This window comes from Saccharomonospora glauca K62 (genome assembly GCF_000243395.2).
GTDB classification, from domain to species: domain Bacteria; phylum Actinomycetota; class Actinomycetes; order Mycobacteriales; family Pseudonocardiaceae; genus Saccharomonospora; species Saccharomonospora glauca.
Map to the genome: position 1 here is coordinate 2,010,207 of NZ_CM001484.1, position 15,424 is coordinate 2,025,630.

Sequence of the window (15,424 nt, forward strand, 5' to 3'; positions counted from 1 at the left end):
GACCATTCAAAAAGACTATTGACCGGTCAATTGAGGGTCGGATAGTTTGCCCGCATGGCGACCCCGACGTACCTGCGCATTCGAGCGGAGCTCGAACGGCGGATTCGTTCGGGAGAGTTGCCACCCGGCAGTCGGCTTCCCACCGAGGCCGAACTGCAACGGCGGTACTCGGTCAGCCGCGCCACGGCACAGCGGGTTCTCAACGAACTCGCCGCGGCCGGGCTGGTCGAACGCCATCGGCGACGAGGCACCTTCGTCGCCGGGACCGCTCGCCGAGAGAACCTGCTGCGACTGGTCAATCCCACGCTGACCGGCCCGGAGATCCCCGGCCGGCACGCCGTGGAGACGGCCGCGGTGATTCCCGCCCGTGAGGCGGACGTCGCCCTGCCGGGCGTCGACGACGACGCGCCCGTGAACCAGCTGCGCCGTCTGAAGTTCGACGCCGACGACAACCCCATCGCCGTCGAGTTGTCCGCGGTGCCCTTCGCGCTGGCACCCGCACTGCTTGAGGAGGAACTCACCCACCTCACCGTCCACGACTACTTCGTCCGGCACGGAGTTCCCGTGGCGACCTCGCGGGTCCACATCGACCCCGTGCTGTTGGGGGAGACCGAAGCCCGGCAGCTCGCCTGCGAACCCGGTCGCCCGGTGATCCGGCTGCGCCGACTGACCTGGCTGGTCGACGGCCGTCTCGCCGAGGCGATGTGGCACGTGTTCCGACCGGATCGGGTGGAGTTCTTCATCGAGCAGTCGGTGCTCCCCGCCACCGACCCCGCGTGACGTTTTCCGCACGCTGCTTGTCGTTGCCGTACCCGGCACGCACGCCACAGGAGTGAGCCATGTCCGCATCCCCTCGCGTCGCCGTCGTCGGTACCGGCGTGATCGGTGCCATGACCGCCTGGCGCCTCGCCCGCCGTGGGGCCGAGGTGCTCGCCTTCGACACCTACGCGCCCGGTCACGATCGAGGCGCTTCCGCGGGTGAGTCCCGCATCTTCCGCACCGTCTACAAGGAGGGCGCGGAGTACGTGCCGCTGCTACGACGCTCCGCCCGGCTGTGGCGGGAGCTCGAACGGGACACCGGCAGCGCCCTGCTCACGCTGTGCGGTGGGCTCACGATCGGCCCGCCCGACGACCCGGACGTCGTGGCCGTCCGGGCGTGCGCCGAGGACTGTGGTCTGGACCATGAGGTGATCGACGCCGCCGAGGCCGCCACCAGGTTCCCGCAGCACCGGTTGGACCCCGACGAGATCGCCGTGTTCGACCCGGCTGCCGGGGTGCTGCGCCCGGAGCCCGCGGTGCAGGCGGCGTTGCGGGCGGCCGAGACCGCGGGTGCCCGGCTGGTGTCGTACCAGCGGGTCGACGACGTCACCGAGACCGCGAGTGGCTGGCGGGTCAGCACCGCCGAGGCCCGCCACGACGTCGACCACGTGGTGTTCGCGCCGGGACCTTGGGCACGGCGGCTGGCCCCCTTGCGGAAACTGCCCGTGCGGGCACGGCTGATCACCGCGTGCTGGTTCGCCGCGCGAGACGTGGCCGCGCACCGCACCGACCGGCTGCCGATCGCGATCCGTCGTCACCGGACGGCCGGATTCTCCTGCTTTCCCTCGCTCGACGGCGTGTCGATCAAGATCGTGCCGCATCACCTCGGTTGGCCCGAGTTGGGCGACCCGGACGACCTGCCGCGTACCGCCGACGTGGAGTTCGTCCGCGGGGCCTCCTCCGCCGCCGAACGGCTGCTGCCCGGCGTGGTCCCGCACCCGATCCGAATCGGCACCTACGTCGAGGGATTCACACCCGACGACCACGCTCTGGTGGGACCGGTTCCCGGCTGCTCCAACGCCACCGTCCTCACCGGATTCTCCGGACACGGTTTCAAACTCGCCCCGGTCTTCGGTGAGCTCGCCGCCGAACTCGTGCTCACCGGCACGACCTCGCACGACATCGACACGCTCGCCCCGTCCCGCTTCGCCTGAGTTCCCACTTCTCGTCTCGCGCCGACCACGCCGGCAGCACCTTCCGCTCGCTTCCTGCCCACACCCCGGAGGCAGAGTCATGCCCACTGGTTCCCCCGGTCAGATCATCGGAATCGTCCTCGCCAGTCTCGCCGTGATCGGGTTCGGTCTCGCCATGTCCGTCTACTTCGGACGAAGAGCGAAGACGTCCGCCGACTGGCTCACGGCACGGGAGTCCCTCCCCCTAATCGTCGTGGTCATCACCCAGTTCGCCACGGCCACCGGAGGCGGCGTCCTCATCGCGCACGTCGGCATCGGTTACCGCTCGGGATGGTCGGTCTTCGTCTACGAAGCCTGCGTGATCGTGGGTTTCCTGGTGCTGGCGCTGATCGCGCGCTGGCTACGGGAACAGCGGTTCACCACCGTCCCGGACATCGTGACCCGGTTGTTCGGGGACCACAAACTCGTCACCGCGATCGCCGCACTGGCCGCGCTCGTGGTGCCGTTCGGGTGGTTGGCGACCCAGTTCGTGGCCTTCGCGCAACTGTTCGGCCGGCTCACGGGACTGTCACCCACCGTGCTGGTTTTGGTGATCATGGTGGCGTCGTTGCTGTTCGTCCTTCCCGGAGGTCTCACCTCGGTGGCGTGGACGGACTTCGTCTTCGGCCTCTTCATGATCGTGATGTCGCTCGCCACCGCGTTCTACGCCATCCATCTCGCGGGCGGTTGGTCGGAGATCACCGCCACCGTGCCCGAGAGGATGTGGAGCCTCGCGGGCCTCACCGCCGCGGGCTGGGAGCAGCTCGTCCTCTGGCTCGCCGCGATCGTTCCGGGAACGCTGACCAACCAGCTCTACTACCAGCGGGTGTTCGCCACGAAGAAGGTCACCGACGCGCGGCGGGGGCTCGCCCTGTCCGGGCTGACGATGCTGATCGGCGGCCTCTACGCCGGATGCCTGGGTTTGGCGGTGCGCGCCATGAACCCTGGGCTGGCGAACGAGGAGGAGGCAACGGGGTGGCTGCTGGCGCGCCTGCCGTCCGTGCTGCTCATCGTCTTCGGCGCCTTCCTCGTCTCCACCATCGTGTCCACGACCGGCGCGGCCTTGCAGTCGGTGGTCGCCAACCTCACGCGGGACGTCTACCAGAACATCGTGGGCGGCAAGGCGAGCGAGAGGAAACTTGTGCCGCTGTCGCGCGTGCTCACCGTCGGGGTCTCGGTGCTGGCGGCGGTCCTGGCGATCCTCTTTCCGAAGGCACTCGACTGGCTCGTGGCCACCTACGCTTACTCGGCCGCCGCGCTCGCCGTGCCGATCTTCGGCGGATACCTGCTGCACCGGCGCCGACGACTCACCCCGGCGATCGCGATCGGGAGCATGTTCGCCGGAGTGCTCGGCTGCGGTGTCGCCCACCTCGCCGACACCACCGTGCCGTACGCCGTGTACGGAATCGGCGCGTCGGCGGTCGCGCTCGTCCTCCTCACCTATCTCGTGGGCGGCCCGAGAAGGCCGTCCCCCGACCACACAGCCACGGAGGTGACGTCATGAGAATCGTGGTCGTCGGACTGGGCGTGCTCGGCGCGTCCGCGGCGCGGGCACTGGCACGCGCGGGAGCATCGGTCACCGTGCTGGAACGCACCGGGCCGCTCGCGGGCACCACGGGCACCACCTTCGCCTGGGTCAACTCGCACGGCAAGGACCCGCGCTCCTACCACGACCTCAACGTGGCCGGGATGGAGGAACACGCGGCGCTGGCGCGGTCGGGGAAGGGGCAGCTCGCGTGGTTCCACCGGACGGGGAACCTGGAGTGGGCCGAGGACGAGGCGGGGGCCGAGCGGCTCGCCCGGTCGGTGGCCCGACTGCGGGACCGGGACTACCCGGTGGAGTGGATCACGCCGCGCGCGGCCCGTGACCTCGTCCCGGACCTGCGCGTCCCGGACGGGGTACGCGACATCGCCTACTACCCGAGCGAGGGGTACGTGCTTCCCCCGCTCCTGCTCGCCGCGTTGTGGGGGGAGGCACGGGACGCCGGGGCCGAGTTGCGGTGTCCCGCGGAGGTCGTCGGCATCACGGAAGGCCGCGGCGGCGTCCGTGTCGCGTTGGCCGACGGCGACGAGCTACGGGCCGACGCCGTGGTGCTCGCCACGGGCCGGTGGAGCGAGGCGGTGACCGCGCTCGCGGGCCGCCGGGTCCCGATGGCCTCCCCGGACGTCGCCGGGTCCGCCACGGTCGGCTTCCTGGGCTGGACCACGCCCGTGGCCGCCCGCATCGACCGGGTGCTGACCACGCCGAGGCTCAACGTCCGCCCCGACGGCGGTGGCCGCCTCGTGGTGCAGGGCCTGGACCTCGACGCCCACGCCGACCCCGCCGAGCGACCCGACCCGGACGGCGAGCACGCCCGCACGCTGCTCGCCCGGCTCGCCGATCTGATCGAGGGCACGCGGGGAGCCCGGCTGGAGTCGTTACGAGTGGGGCAGCGATCCCTGCCCGCCGACGGACACCCGGTGTGCGGGTTTTTGGGCGACAGCAGCCGGGTCTACGTGATGGTCACGCACAGCGGCATCACGCTCGGGCCGCTGCTCGGCAAGCTGGCGGCGCGGGAAGTGGTGGACGGGCGGCCCAGCGAGCTGCTGGCCGACTTCCGTCCCCAACGGTGGGAGGGAGTCGACCCCGCCGAGCTTCCTCCCCTGCGGCCCGCTCGGTTCGCCGGTCAACAGTGAGCCGTGGCCCTCGGCGCCACGGGACGCCGAGGGCCACGGCCGGTTCCTAGCCGAGCACCAGCGGGAGGAACAGCACCGCCACGTAGTAGGCCATGAACTGCACCCCGGACGTCATGCCGAGGAACTTGTTGGCCAGACCGCCCACGGCACCGACGGTGACGCTGACGACGAACCCGAGCAGTCCGCCCTCGTACCACGACACCACGGCGATCAGCGCGACGAACGCCCCGATCAGCGCCTCGTGGCTGATGGTGCGGGACACCCACGCGCTGGCCTTCCGGGCGTAGCGCATCGCGAACGGGTAGGCGATCAGCCCCGCGAGGACGACTCCCAGGAGCCCGAAGACGAGGAACTCCCAAGAACCCAACAGCGTGTGCAGGTTGTGCACGCCACCGTCCTCGGCGTCGACGGTGTAGACCGGCGGCGCGTTGAACAGTGGCGACGCGGGACCCGCCGCCACCGGGCTGAGCGGCAGCCCGAACGCCACCAGCGGGATCAACGCCTCGGCGAGGTACGTCGATTCGGTCGTGCCGTTCTTCACGGCCATCAGCGTGGACAGCCGCCGGTACGGGTGCTTGATGCGCGAGCCCACGATCTCGCCGGTGAGCACGGTGGCCGCGACGGGGCTGAGCATGAACGTCGTCGAGGTGGCTCCCGCGGCGACGGCCGTGATGGTGGCCTGGCGTCGGTCGAGCACCCGGAGGGGGTTGGGCCACCACCGGCTGCCGGTGCCCACGTCCGGGGCGAGCCACACGGCGCGCGTGCCGCTGCGCGGCAGCGTCTCGCGACCCGACCGGGAGGTCGACAGCAGCAGGTCCACCACGAGCGGGCCGATCGCGATGCCGAGGAAGAAGCTGATCGACAGCGACGAGCCGAGCTGGTCGGACGCCAGCCCGTTGAGCGCGGACACCAGCAGGGCGAACGGCGCGATCGCGACGACGCTGGCCCACCGGCCGGGGGAGAAGTAGGCGACGAACGCCGCCGCCACCACGAAGACGTACGGCGCGACCGCGGTGATCGGCTCGGCCAGCGGGGCCAGCAGCGACGCCACTCCCACGGCGATCGGCACGGAGATCAGCGCGGCGAGGAACCCGCCCGCGAGCGCCTTGCGTAGGGCGATGTGCGGCGCGCCGAGGCGCCGCATCGCGGTGGCGTCGTCGAGCAACGGCACCGCCGTCGTGTCACCCGGAATACCCAGCAGCGTCGTCGGGATCGCGTGGGTCATGTGCTTGGCGACCGCGCCCGCGATGAAGAACGTCAACACGCCCGCGGGAGGAACTCCTAGGAGCACCACGAGCAGGGTGATCGGGGCCAGGGTGGAGGTCTCGTCGGTACCGGAGACCAGACCGATGGCGGCGAAGACGACGGCACCGAGCAGCCCCATGCCCAGCGCCCACATCAGGTCAGCGACGATCACCGCGGTCCTCCGTTCTCGGGGCGAGGCCGAGTGACCGCATCTCGTCCCGCACGTCCTTCGGCAGTTCGGCGAACGACTCCGGCGTGCCGCCCATCGTCTCCAGCTCCGCCAGCGCCTCCGCCCTGTCGGTGGAGCCGTCCTCGGCCAGCACCCGCTTCGGCGGGAACAACCGCGTGCACACGGCGGCGCCCACGACACAGCCCGCGAGCCCGATGAGCAGCGCGTAGCCGCCCGCGAGGGACGACTGCTCCAAGCTCGCCTCCAGGATCGCCTTCGCCCCGAGATAGACGGGCAGGCCGATGGCCACGCACACCACGATCGAGGCGGCGAGATGGCGCAGGTCGACGGCGTCGTTCCAGACGATCCGGTACGGCCCTTCCTCGGGGCGGGAATCCGCCACGGGGCCGGTGTCCGGGGTGCCGTCACCGGTGACGGCAGGGGTAGTGGCCACGGTTTCCTCCGTTGTGATCGGCGTGCTCGCGTCAGCCGCCGGTGAGAGCCCGAACGGTACGCGAGGGGCTGGGACGACCGAGCTCGGCGGCGAGCCAAACGCTGGTCTCCACGAGCTTGTCGAGGTCGACACCCGTGTCGATGCCGAGCCCGGCGAGCTGCCACACGAGATCCTCGGTGGCGAGGTTGCCGGTGGCGCTCCGGGCGTAGGGGCAGCCACCGAGTCCGCCCGCCGAGGCGTCCACCACGGTGACGCCCCGGCGCAGCGCGGTGAGCGTGTTGGCCAGCGCCTGACCGTAGGTGTCGTGGAAGTGCACCGCCAACCGTTGGATCGGAATCCCGGCGTCGACGAGCGCGTCCAGCACGGCGGCGACCCGGCCGGGGGTGGCGACCCCGATCGTGTCGCCGAGGCTGAGTTCGGTGCAGCCGAGCCGCACGAGCCGTGAGGCGACGTCGACGACCCGCTCGACCGGGACCTCCCCTTCCCACGGGTCGCCGAAGCACATGGACAGATACCCTCGCACGCCGAGCCCGGCCTCGCGGGCACGGGCGACGACGGGCGCGAACATCCGCAGCGCCTCGGCGACGGGGCGGTTGAGGTTCGCCTCGGAGAACGACTCCGTCACGCTGGCGAACACCGCGATGTCGGTGACTCCCAGATCGAGCGCCCGGTCCAGGCCGTGTTCGTTGGGCACCAGCACGGGATACCGCACCCCGTCCCGGCGGGACAGCCTCCGCAGCACCTGCTCGGCGTCGGCGAGCTGCGGCACCCACTTCGGATGCACGAGGCTGGTGGCCTCCACGACCGTGTGCCCGGCGTCGACGAGCCGTTCGATGAACTCCACCTTGACCTCGATGGGCACGAGCGCGGCCTCGTTCTGCAGGCCGTCACGGGGACCGACCTCCCAGATCGTCACCCGGCTCGGCAGCCCCTCCAACGGCGTGGTCCCGTAGTCGGTCGGCATGGCACTGACCTTTCGTGGCGCCGCCGGGTCAGGCGTTCGCGCGCAGCTCGGCGAGCACGCGCTCGGCGTGGTCGACCCGCACCGCCTTGTCGGCGATCAGGCGGGCGACGACGGCCGGCAGTTCCTCCGGCGTGGCTCCCGCCGTGGTCGCGACGTTGCGGGCGTGCAGCGACATGTGCCCGCGCTGGATGCCTTCGGTGGCCAACGCCCGCACGGCGGCGAGGTTCTGCGCCAAGCCCACGGCGGTGATGATCTCGGCCAGCTCGGTGGCCGAGGACACGCCGAGCACGGACAGCGCCGCCTTCGCCACGGGGTGTGCCTTCGTGGCGCCCCCGACCAGGCCGACGGCCATGGGCAGCTCCAGGGTCCCCACGAGGTTACCGTCGGCGTCCTTTTCGAACCTCGACAACGACGTGTAGCGACCGTCGGGGGAGACGGCGTGCGAGTGCGCCCCCGCCTCCACCGCCCGCGTGTCGTTGCCCGTCGCGAGGACCACCGCGCTGATGCCGTTCATGATTCCCTTGTTGTGGGTGGCCGCGCGGTAGGGATCGGCCTCCGCGAGCGCGGCGGCGTGCACGATGTCGTCGACGACCGTGCCGCCCCCGAGCGCGTCGGCGTCGAAGACCGCCCGCGCACGGGCGAGCCGCAGGTCGGCCTTGTTCGTGAGGATGCGCAACAGCGTGCGCCCGCCGGCGATCTCCCCGGCTCGGTCGGCAACGGCCTCGGCCATCGTGTTCACGGCGTTGGCTCCCATCGCGTCGCGCACGTCGACGTGCAGGTGCGCCACCACGTACGTGCCCGCCCGAGACGGCACCAGCCGCACCGTCAGGTCACGCACACCGCCGCCGAGCTTGCCGAGCAGCGGGTCCTGGGAGTCGGCGAGGGCGATGAGTTCGTCACGATGCTCCAGCAGGCGCAGCCGGGCGCCCTCGGGGTCGGCGACGCCGACGATCTGCACCTGAGCCTGCATGATCGGTGTCGTCGCCGACGTGGTGAAGCCCCCGTGCACGCGGGCGATCCTGGCGGCGTTGCTGGCCGCGGCCACGACGGAGGCCTCCTCCGTGGCCATCGGCACCAGCAGCTCGCGCCCGTTGACCACGAAGTTGGTGGCGATGCCCACGGGGACGCCGAGGACCCCGACGACGTTCTCGATGAGACGGTCGGCGAGGTCGACCCCCAACCCCCGCTCGGGGTCGAACACCGCCAGCGACTGCGGGTCGATCTCGGCCGTCTCGGCGACGCGGGCACGCCGTTCGGAGACGGAGAGATCGCGGAAACCCGGAATCCGGCTGGTGCGCGGCATGGAAGTCCTCCCACTTCGGTGTGGCTGCGTTCGACTCGCCACACGCTAAGCCGCAGTGGCCCCCGAGAGTATGGACCGGGAATCCATATTTTCCGGGATCACGATGGGCCAGTGGCCTTGGCCAGCGTGCACAGCCGTACCGCGATGCCGATCCGGAACAGTCGCTCGGGCCGTTGCCACTCCTCTCCGAGCAGGTCGGTGACCCGTTCCAGCCGCTGGAGCACGGTGTTCTTGTGCAGGTGCAACGCCCGCGCGGTGGCCACGGGACTGCACCGGTTGTCGAGGTAGGCGGCCAACGTGGGCACCAGCGCGCTGCCTCGCTCGTCGTCCCACGCCAGCACCGGCCCGATCGTCGCGTCGACGAACGCGGCCACCCGGTCCTCGCCCGGACCGAACAGCGCCGTGTACGGCAGGTACTCGTCGGTGGTGACCGCGCCGTCCCGGACGCCGAGCGCCGGGAGTACGCGCAGACACGACTCGGCGGCCTCGCACCGCTCCCGCAGGGTCGCCACCTCCCCGGTCGAGGGCGCGCCGACGGCCACCACCCCGCCCCCGACGGCCCTGGTCACCGCCGCGTGCACCGTCTTCGCGGCCGTGGCCGGGTCCTCCTCCGCGGTGAGCGCGACGACCCGGTTGGCGTGCTCCCCGACCAGGCCTCCGTTCCCGACGGCCCGGCCGGCGGCCCTGACCGCCTCCCTGCGGTGTTCGCTGTCCGTGGCCACCAGCACCACGGACCGTGTCCGCTCGACGTGCACCCCGCGCGCCATCGCCCTCGCCACGGCGGGCTGCACCCGAGCCGGGTCGTCGGACAACAGGTCGGCCAGCAGATCGCCGCGCAACCGTTGTTCGGCCTCCACCACGGCGTCCTGCTTCAGCAACAACAGCGCGGTGATCTGCGCGGCCCGCTCCGCCGTCCGCTGCTCCACGGGACCGAACGCGAGCGTGCCCTGGTCGAGCACCAGCGCGCCCAGCAGGGTCGATCCCGCCACGACCGCGACGACCACCCGGCTGCGCCCCTCCGGGGTCGTAAGGAAGACACAGCGACCACTGCGCCTGCTGCGCGTGACGGCCTCCCGCACGTCGCCCGCGTCGAGCGAAACGCCGTCGCGGGTGCGCAGCTCGGCGTCGAGCATCGTGACCGTGCACCGCAACGCCCTGCCCAGCGCATCGGCGACATCGGTGGCGTCGCCGCCCTGCAACACCAGGGCGGTCAGGTCCTCGTGAACCCGGCTCGCGCGTTCCATCGCCTCCACATGCCGGGACAGCTCGCCGTAGGCCTTGCGGGTCTCGGCGTCCGACCGCCGGGTCTCGGCGAGCAGCCGAGCCGTCTGAAGCACGACGGCGGCGTGGTCGGCGAACGCCGACAGCAGGGAGATCTCCTCGTGGGTGAAGGTGTGCGGGATGCGGTTCGCGGCGAACAGCGCCCCCAGCACCTCGTCACCGGCGAGCAGCGGCACCCCCAGCAGTGACACCAGCCCCTCGGCCGCGACGGCGGCGTCGATGTCCGAGTCGTGCGGTGCTTGCGTCATCCCCGCGTAACTCGACGTCCACTGCGGACTCCGGGTCGTGACGACCATGCTCGCCAGTCCCATGCCGGGAGGCACCCGCAGGTTCGGAAACGACGGCGCGACGGTGCCGAGCGTGGTGCGCACCCTCAGCTCACCGCTCGCGACGTGGTACTCCGACAGGTAGGTGACGTCGGTGCCGATCAAGTCGTGCGCCCGCTGCACCAGGCGCTCCAACAGCTCGTCGACGTCGCGGAGCTGAGCCAGTTCGTGAGCACTCGAATACAGCGCGGCCAGTTCCCGGCCGCGCCGCCGCCAGCGCGCCGCGGTGGCCTTCAACCTGCGCACCTCGGCGCCGACGCGGGCGGCGACGTCCTCGGGAAGGTCCGCCTCGGCGAGCAGTCGGGCGATGTCGTCGTCACCCGCGTCGGCGTCGTCTCCCAAAGCCGCGGTGAGGACGTCGACGACCAGATCGACCGGAACGAGTTGGGCCATGGAACCACCTGTCGGTGCCGGTACATGGACCCGCCAACCATAAGGGGGACGACGTCGCGGGCCCACCCGGTGGGTGGGGAGAAACCTTCGATCGCCGCCCACGCGAAAGTTCTCAAGCCCTGATTCCCCGCGGTCCCCCACCCGAAGGACACCGTGCGTGGGCTCCCGGCGCCAAACTCCTCGTGGGCGTGGACGGCGGCGTCGCCCCGGCTCGTGCGTCCGCTGCGACGTGCGAGGAACCGGCTTATCGTCGACAGAGCAGGAGCCACCACGGCCGAGTGGAGCGGTTGATGAGCTCACTGACCACACCCACCAGGAGTTCCGGGTTCCTCCAAAGACGTGCCGCGGAGTCCGGTGACCAGGCCGACCGCCGGTACTTCCTGGCCAAGGGGTTGCGGCACCAGATGAACAAGGTGTTCCCGACCCACTGGTCGTTCCTGTTGGGCGAGCTGGCGCTCTACAGCTTCATCATCCTGATCCTGTCGGGGATCTACCTGACGCTGTTCTTCGACCCCTCGATGAGCGAGGTGGTCTACGACGGCCCGTACCGCAACCTTCAGGGCATCGAGATGTCCAGGGCGTTCGAGTCGACCCTGGAGATCTCGTTCGAGGTTCGCGGTGGTCTGTTCGTCCGTCAGGTGCATCACTGGGCGGCGCTGATCTTCGTCGCGGCCATGTTCGTGCACATGTTCCGGGTGTTCTTCACCGGGGCGTTCCGCAGGCCGCGTGAGGCGAACTGGGTCATCGGTGCCCTGCTGCTGATCCTGGGCATGTTCGAGGGCTTCTTCGGTTACTCGCTGCCGGACGACCTGCTGTCCGGTACCGGTATCCGGGCGACCCTGTCGGGCATCGTGCTCTCGGTGCCGGTGATCGGTACCTGGCTGCACTGGGCGCTGTTCGGTGGCGAGTTCCCCGGCACGGTGATCGTGCCGAGGATGTACGCCCTGCACATCCTGATCATTCCGGGCGTCATGCTGGCGCTGGTGGCCGCCCACCTGGCGTTGGTGTGGTACCAGAAGCACACGCAGTTCCCCGGCGTGCGGCGCAAGGAGACCAACGTCGTCGGCGTGCGGATCATGCCGGTGTTCGCCCTCAAGGGTGGCGCGTGGTTCCTCGTGGTGACCGGGTTCCTGATCCTGATGTCGGGAGCCTTCCAGATCAATCCGATCTGGAACCTGGGCCCCTACAACCCGTCGCAGGTGTCCGCGGGTTCGCAGCCCGACTGGTATCTGGCGTGGGCGGACGGCATCCTGCGAATCTATCCGCCGTGGGAGCTCTACCTCGGCAACTACACCGTGCCTCCGGTGTTCTTCGCCGGGGTCTGCGGCATGGGCATCCTGTTCGCGCTGCTGATCGCCTACCCGTTCATCGAACGCAAGTTGTCGAAGGACGTGGCGCACCACAACCTTCTGCAGCGCCCGCGTGACGCACCGGTGAGGACGAGTCTCGGGGTGATGGCCCTGACGTTCTTCATGGTGCTGGAGCTGTCCGGCTTCAACGACATCATCGCGCTCGAATTCGGACTCTCCCTCAACGGGCTGACCTGGGCGGGACGCATCGGACTCCTGCTGTTGCCGCCGCTGGCGTACTTCCTCACCTACCGGATCTGTCTGGGCCTGCAGCGCTCCGACCGGGAGGTGCTGGAGCACGGTGTGGAGACCGGCATCATCAAGCGCCTGCCGCACGGTGAGTTCATCGAGATCCACCAGCCGCTGGGGCCGATGGAGGACGGCCACCCGGTACCGCTGGACTACCAGGGCGCTCCGGTGCCGAAGAAGATGAACAAGCTCGGCACGGCGGGCAGGCCGGTGGCGGGCTCGCTGTGGTCGCCGGACCCGCCGGAGGAGACCGAGGCCCTGGAACGCGCCAGGGCGGAGCAGGGCGACCTTCTCGAAGGAGGCGAGCTGGAGGCGCCGCCGCCCGAGGAGACCGCCCGACGCTCGGGGCGGTGGGGGCGGCAACGCGCGAGGCGTTCGTGACGTCCCGCGACGGCAAGCCCCCGGCGACCGACTCCGCGGCGGTGACGCGGTGTTCAGCTCACGCGCAGCACACTCACCGCGAAATCGGACTCGTCGGTGAAGGGGTCCAGCTCCCAGGTGGCGAACCGGTGTTCGAGCCGTAACCCGACCGCGGCGGCGTCGGCGTCGAACCGCGAGTAGGGGTAGGTGTCCTCACGGCGATACCCGACCACGACGCGGCCGCCCGAACGCACACAGTTCCCTAGGTTGCGCAGCACGGTGCGTTCGGACCCCGGAGCGAGGAAGACCATCACGTTGCCGGGCACCACGGCGAGGTCGAACGGTTCCTCCCCGAGCGTGGCGAGGTCGACGTCGGCCAGATCGCCGACCACCCAGCGCGGTCCGGGGTGGTCCCGCTCGGCGGCCTCGATCAACACCGGGTCGACGTCGACGCCGACCACCGTGTGGCCACGGCGGTGCAGGGCCGCGCCCACTCGGCCGGGGCCGCACCCGGCGTCCAGGATCCGCGAGCCCGGACGCACCATCGCGTCCACCAGCCGAGCCTCCCCTTCCAGGTCGGCGCCCTCGCGGGCCATGGTGCGGAAGCGCTCGACATACCACTCGGAGTGGCCCGGCCGGGTGTCGGTGAACCAGCGAGGTCGGTTCGTCATGCCCCCATCCTGCCCGATCACCGCTCGGCGCCAAGGTATTGGATCTTTCGTCGCCGCTGCGAATTGGCCATGCTCGATACGAGCAACCTGTCGTCGTCGGCGATCCCGACGGCGGTGTGGAAGGGAGGTCCCATGACCACGCGGACGAGCGAGCCGTTGACCGCCGAGTTCCTCGACCTCATCTCCTCGGTGCGTCGGGCCGTGGGCGACGGAGCCGACTCGGCCGTGACCGCGCGGCGAGTCGGGGAGGCACTGTCCGAACGGCTGTCGGCCGGACTGCCGGTGCCGGACCACCTGCGTCGCCACGACCCGGACCACTACACCCAGCACATCGCGCACGTGGAGCCGGGCGGGGTGTTCTCGATCGTCGTGCTCGTGTGGTTGCCCGGCCAGGCCACCGCCATCCACGACCACGTCTCGTGGTGTGTCACGGGCGTGCTCGAAGGGCAGGAGACCGAAGAGGTCTACGAGCTTCGCGAGACGGACGGTCGGACGTGTCTCGTGCGCACCGGCGAGTCGGTCAACGTGTCCGGGGCCGTGTCGGTACTGGACCCGCCCGGTGACATCCACCGGGTCCACAACAGCTGCTCCGAATTGGCCGTGTCGCTGCACATCTACGGCGCCGACATCCACAAGCTCGGCAGCAGCATTCGCCGCACCTACGACCTGCCGGTGGTCGAGCGGGCGGGGTGATCCGGGCGGGCCGTCGTCACTCGGTCGTCACGTCCAGCACCGCCGCGGTGCTCGACGAGGCGATCACGGAGAAGGTGACGGTCAGGTCGTCCCTGCCGAACCGTCCGGTGCCCGCTCCGGTGAGCCGGATCAGCCCGCTGTCGTCGGCGAGCCACACCGTCCCCTTGCTGACGGTGGCCGTGAAGACGGCGTCGCGCACGGGGATGTCCACCGGCGTGGACACCTCGATCCGGCACTCGCCGTCCTCGCACGCCGCGACGTCGGTGCCGTCCTCCGCAGCGGGCAGGGGGGTCGGGGACGTCGACGGCGCACCCGGCGGTTCGCAGTTCGGCGCGAGGTCGTGGGCGGCGGAGAGCGCGGGGTCTTCACGGACGACCTCGCCCAGGTCCGGGTCGCGGGGCTCGATCGCCGAGACGGTCTCGGCGACCTCCCGTGCCCGCGCGCGGAGCCGGTCGAGCGGAAGGTCGTAGTAGTCGAGCGGGGATTCCGCGCGCGGTAGTGTCCGCTCGGCCTCGCGCAACGCCGAGAGCAGGGTGGAGCGGTAGGTGTCCGCGGCGGGGACGCCGATGTCGGGCAACCCCGCCACGGGCTCCCCGACACCCCCCCAGCTCCCCCGACACGGAGCCGAGGTACGACGCCAGGACCGAGTCCTCGAACGCGGCGAACCTCGGATGTTTCAGCACGTCGTCGTCCGGGGACGGCACCCCGGCGAGGACGGCGCGAGCCCGGCACATCGTGTTCGCCCAGTTCACCAGGTCACGACTCGCGAGGGTGTCCATCGTGGGCGGCTGGTCCAGGGGAGGACAGCCGGGGGCGAGGTGCATCGACGGCGCGAGGTCCTTCGTCCGTTCGGCCAGCGCGACCAGCTCCGGCTCCTGACGTCCGATCCCGTCGAGGAGCTCGACGATGCGGGAGGGAGCGAGTTCCCCCGACGTCTCGGCGGAGAGTTCGTCCCGCAGGCGTTCGAGGTCGCGCACCAGCGCGCCGACGTAGTCGTCCGCTTGCCGGATCCCCGAATCCTCCAGGGCATCGAGCCGGGTCAGGACAGTGGACACTTCGGACCGGACCCACCCGGCGTAGCCCGGCGAGTCGGTGCCCTCGCGTAGGTCGTCGAGAGCCTTGGCCTGCGTGCACACGGTCTCCGACCACGACACGAGCGCCCTGTCCGGCCGAGGTTCCGGCAAGGGCTGCCGCTGTGGTTCCTCGGCAGCGCACCCCGTGACCAGGACGAGACCGATGAAGGTGATCGCCGGACGAATACGCATCCCGAACCAGTCCTTCCGCTCACTCGACCGGACGG

At 70.7% G+C, this 15,424-nt stretch carries 13 protein-coding genes; 6 read left to right on the top strand and 7 right to left on the bottom strand.

Going from position 1 to position 15,424, the window contains the following annotated elements:
- The first annotated feature begins 54 nt into the window (after nucleotides 1-54).
- From SACGLDRAFT_RS09645 to SACGLDRAFT_RS09660, 4 genes are all read left to right on the top strand, one after another.
- Entirely contained in the window at nucleotides 55-780 is a 726-nt protein-coding gene (locus SACGLDRAFT_RS09645) for a GntR family transcriptional regulator (protein ID WP_005464063.1), read from the top strand.
- 59 nt (nucleotides 781-839) lie between these two features.
- A complete protein-coding gene (gene solA / locus SACGLDRAFT_RS09650; protein WP_005464064.1) occupies nucleotides 840-1,973 on the top strand; it encodes an N-methyl-L-tryptophan oxidase in 1,134 nt (377 codons plus the stop codon).
- 79 nt (nucleotides 1,974-2,052) lie between these two features.
- Nucleotides 2,053-3,495, top strand: coding sequence for a sodium:solute symporter family protein (locus SACGLDRAFT_RS09655; protein WP_005464065.1), 1,443 nt, complete (start codon nucleotides 2,053-2,055; stop codon nucleotides 3,493-3,495).
- Entirely contained in the window at nucleotides 3,492-4,667 is a 1,176-nt protein-coding gene (locus tag SACGLDRAFT_RS09660; RefSeq protein ID WP_005464066.1) for an NAD(P)/FAD-dependent oxidoreductase, read from the top strand. Before SACGLDRAFT_RS09655 ends, SACGLDRAFT_RS09660 begins: the two co-directional genes overlap by 4 nt.
- A 46-nt stretch (nucleotides 4,668-4,713) precedes the next feature.
- On the opposite strand, the gene SACGLDRAFT_RS09665 is transcribed toward SACGLDRAFT_RS09660, so the two are convergent.
- From SACGLDRAFT_RS09665 to SACGLDRAFT_RS09685, 5 genes are read right to left on the bottom strand one after another with little or no spacing between them, the layout of a single operon-like run.
- Entirely contained in the window at nucleotides 4,714-6,084 is a 1,371-nt protein-coding gene (locus tag SACGLDRAFT_RS09665) for a tripartite tricarboxylate transporter permease (protein ID WP_005464067.1), read from the bottom strand.
- Entirely contained in the window at nucleotides 6,071-6,535 is a 465-nt protein-coding gene (locus SACGLDRAFT_RS09670) for a hypothetical protein (RefSeq protein ID WP_005464068.1), read from the bottom strand. Before SACGLDRAFT_RS09670 ends, SACGLDRAFT_RS09665 begins: the two co-directional genes overlap by 14 nt.
- A 31-nt stretch (nucleotides 6,536-6,566) precedes the next feature.
- A complete protein-coding gene (locus SACGLDRAFT_RS09675; RefSeq protein WP_005464069.1) occupies nucleotides 6,567-7,499 on the bottom strand; it encodes a hydroxymethylglutaryl-CoA lyase in 933 nt (310 codons plus the stop codon).
- 28 nt (nucleotides 7,500-7,527) lie between these two features.
- Nucleotides 7,528-8,844, bottom strand: coding sequence for a hydroxymethylglutaryl-CoA reductase, degradative (locus SACGLDRAFT_RS09680; protein ID WP_269728987.1), 1,317 nt, complete (start codon nucleotides 8,842-8,844; stop codon nucleotides 7,528-7,530).
- Between the two features lie 56 nt (nucleotides 8,845-8,900).
- Nucleotides 8,901-10,802, bottom strand: coding sequence for a helix-turn-helix domain-containing protein (locus SACGLDRAFT_RS09685; RefSeq protein ID WP_005464072.1), 1,902 nt, complete (start codon nucleotides 10,800-10,802; stop codon nucleotides 8,901-8,903).
- Between the two features lie 290 nt (nucleotides 10,803-11,092).
- Here SACGLDRAFT_RS09685 and qcrB point away from each other — a divergent pair, with 290 nt between their 5' ends.
- Nucleotides 11,093-12,781: a cytochrome bc1 complex cytochrome b subunit gene (gene qcrB, locus SACGLDRAFT_RS09690; protein ID WP_005464075.1), complete on the top strand. Its 1,689-nt coding sequence runs from the start codon at nucleotides 11,093-11,095 to the stop codon at nucleotides 12,779-12,781.
- 53 nt (nucleotides 12,782-12,834) lie between these two features.
- Here qcrB and SACGLDRAFT_RS09695 read toward each other — a convergent pair whose 3' ends face one another.
- Nucleotides 12,835-13,431 carry a class I SAM-dependent methyltransferase gene (locus SACGLDRAFT_RS09695; protein WP_005464077.1) on the bottom strand — a complete coding sequence of 199 codons (597 nt, stop codon included), beginning with the start codon at nucleotides 13,429-13,431 and terminating at the stop codon, nucleotides 12,835-12,837.
- Between the two features lie 132 nt (nucleotides 13,432-13,563).
- Here SACGLDRAFT_RS09695 and SACGLDRAFT_RS09700 point away from each other — a divergent pair, with 132 nt between their 5' ends.
- On the top strand, nucleotides 13,564-14,124 hold the full coding sequence (locus SACGLDRAFT_RS09700) for a cysteine dioxygenase family protein (RefSeq protein ID WP_005464078.1): 561 nt from the start codon (nucleotides 13,564-13,566) through the stop codon (nucleotides 14,122-14,124).
- 16 nt (nucleotides 14,125-14,140) lie between these two features.
- Here SACGLDRAFT_RS09700 and SACGLDRAFT_RS22495 read toward each other — a convergent pair whose 3' ends face one another.
- A complete protein-coding gene (locus tag SACGLDRAFT_RS22495; protein WP_005464086.1) occupies nucleotides 14,141-14,710 on the bottom strand; it encodes a hypothetical protein in 570 nt (189 codons plus the stop codon).
- Between the last annotated feature and the right edge of the window lie 714 nt (nucleotides 14,711-15,424).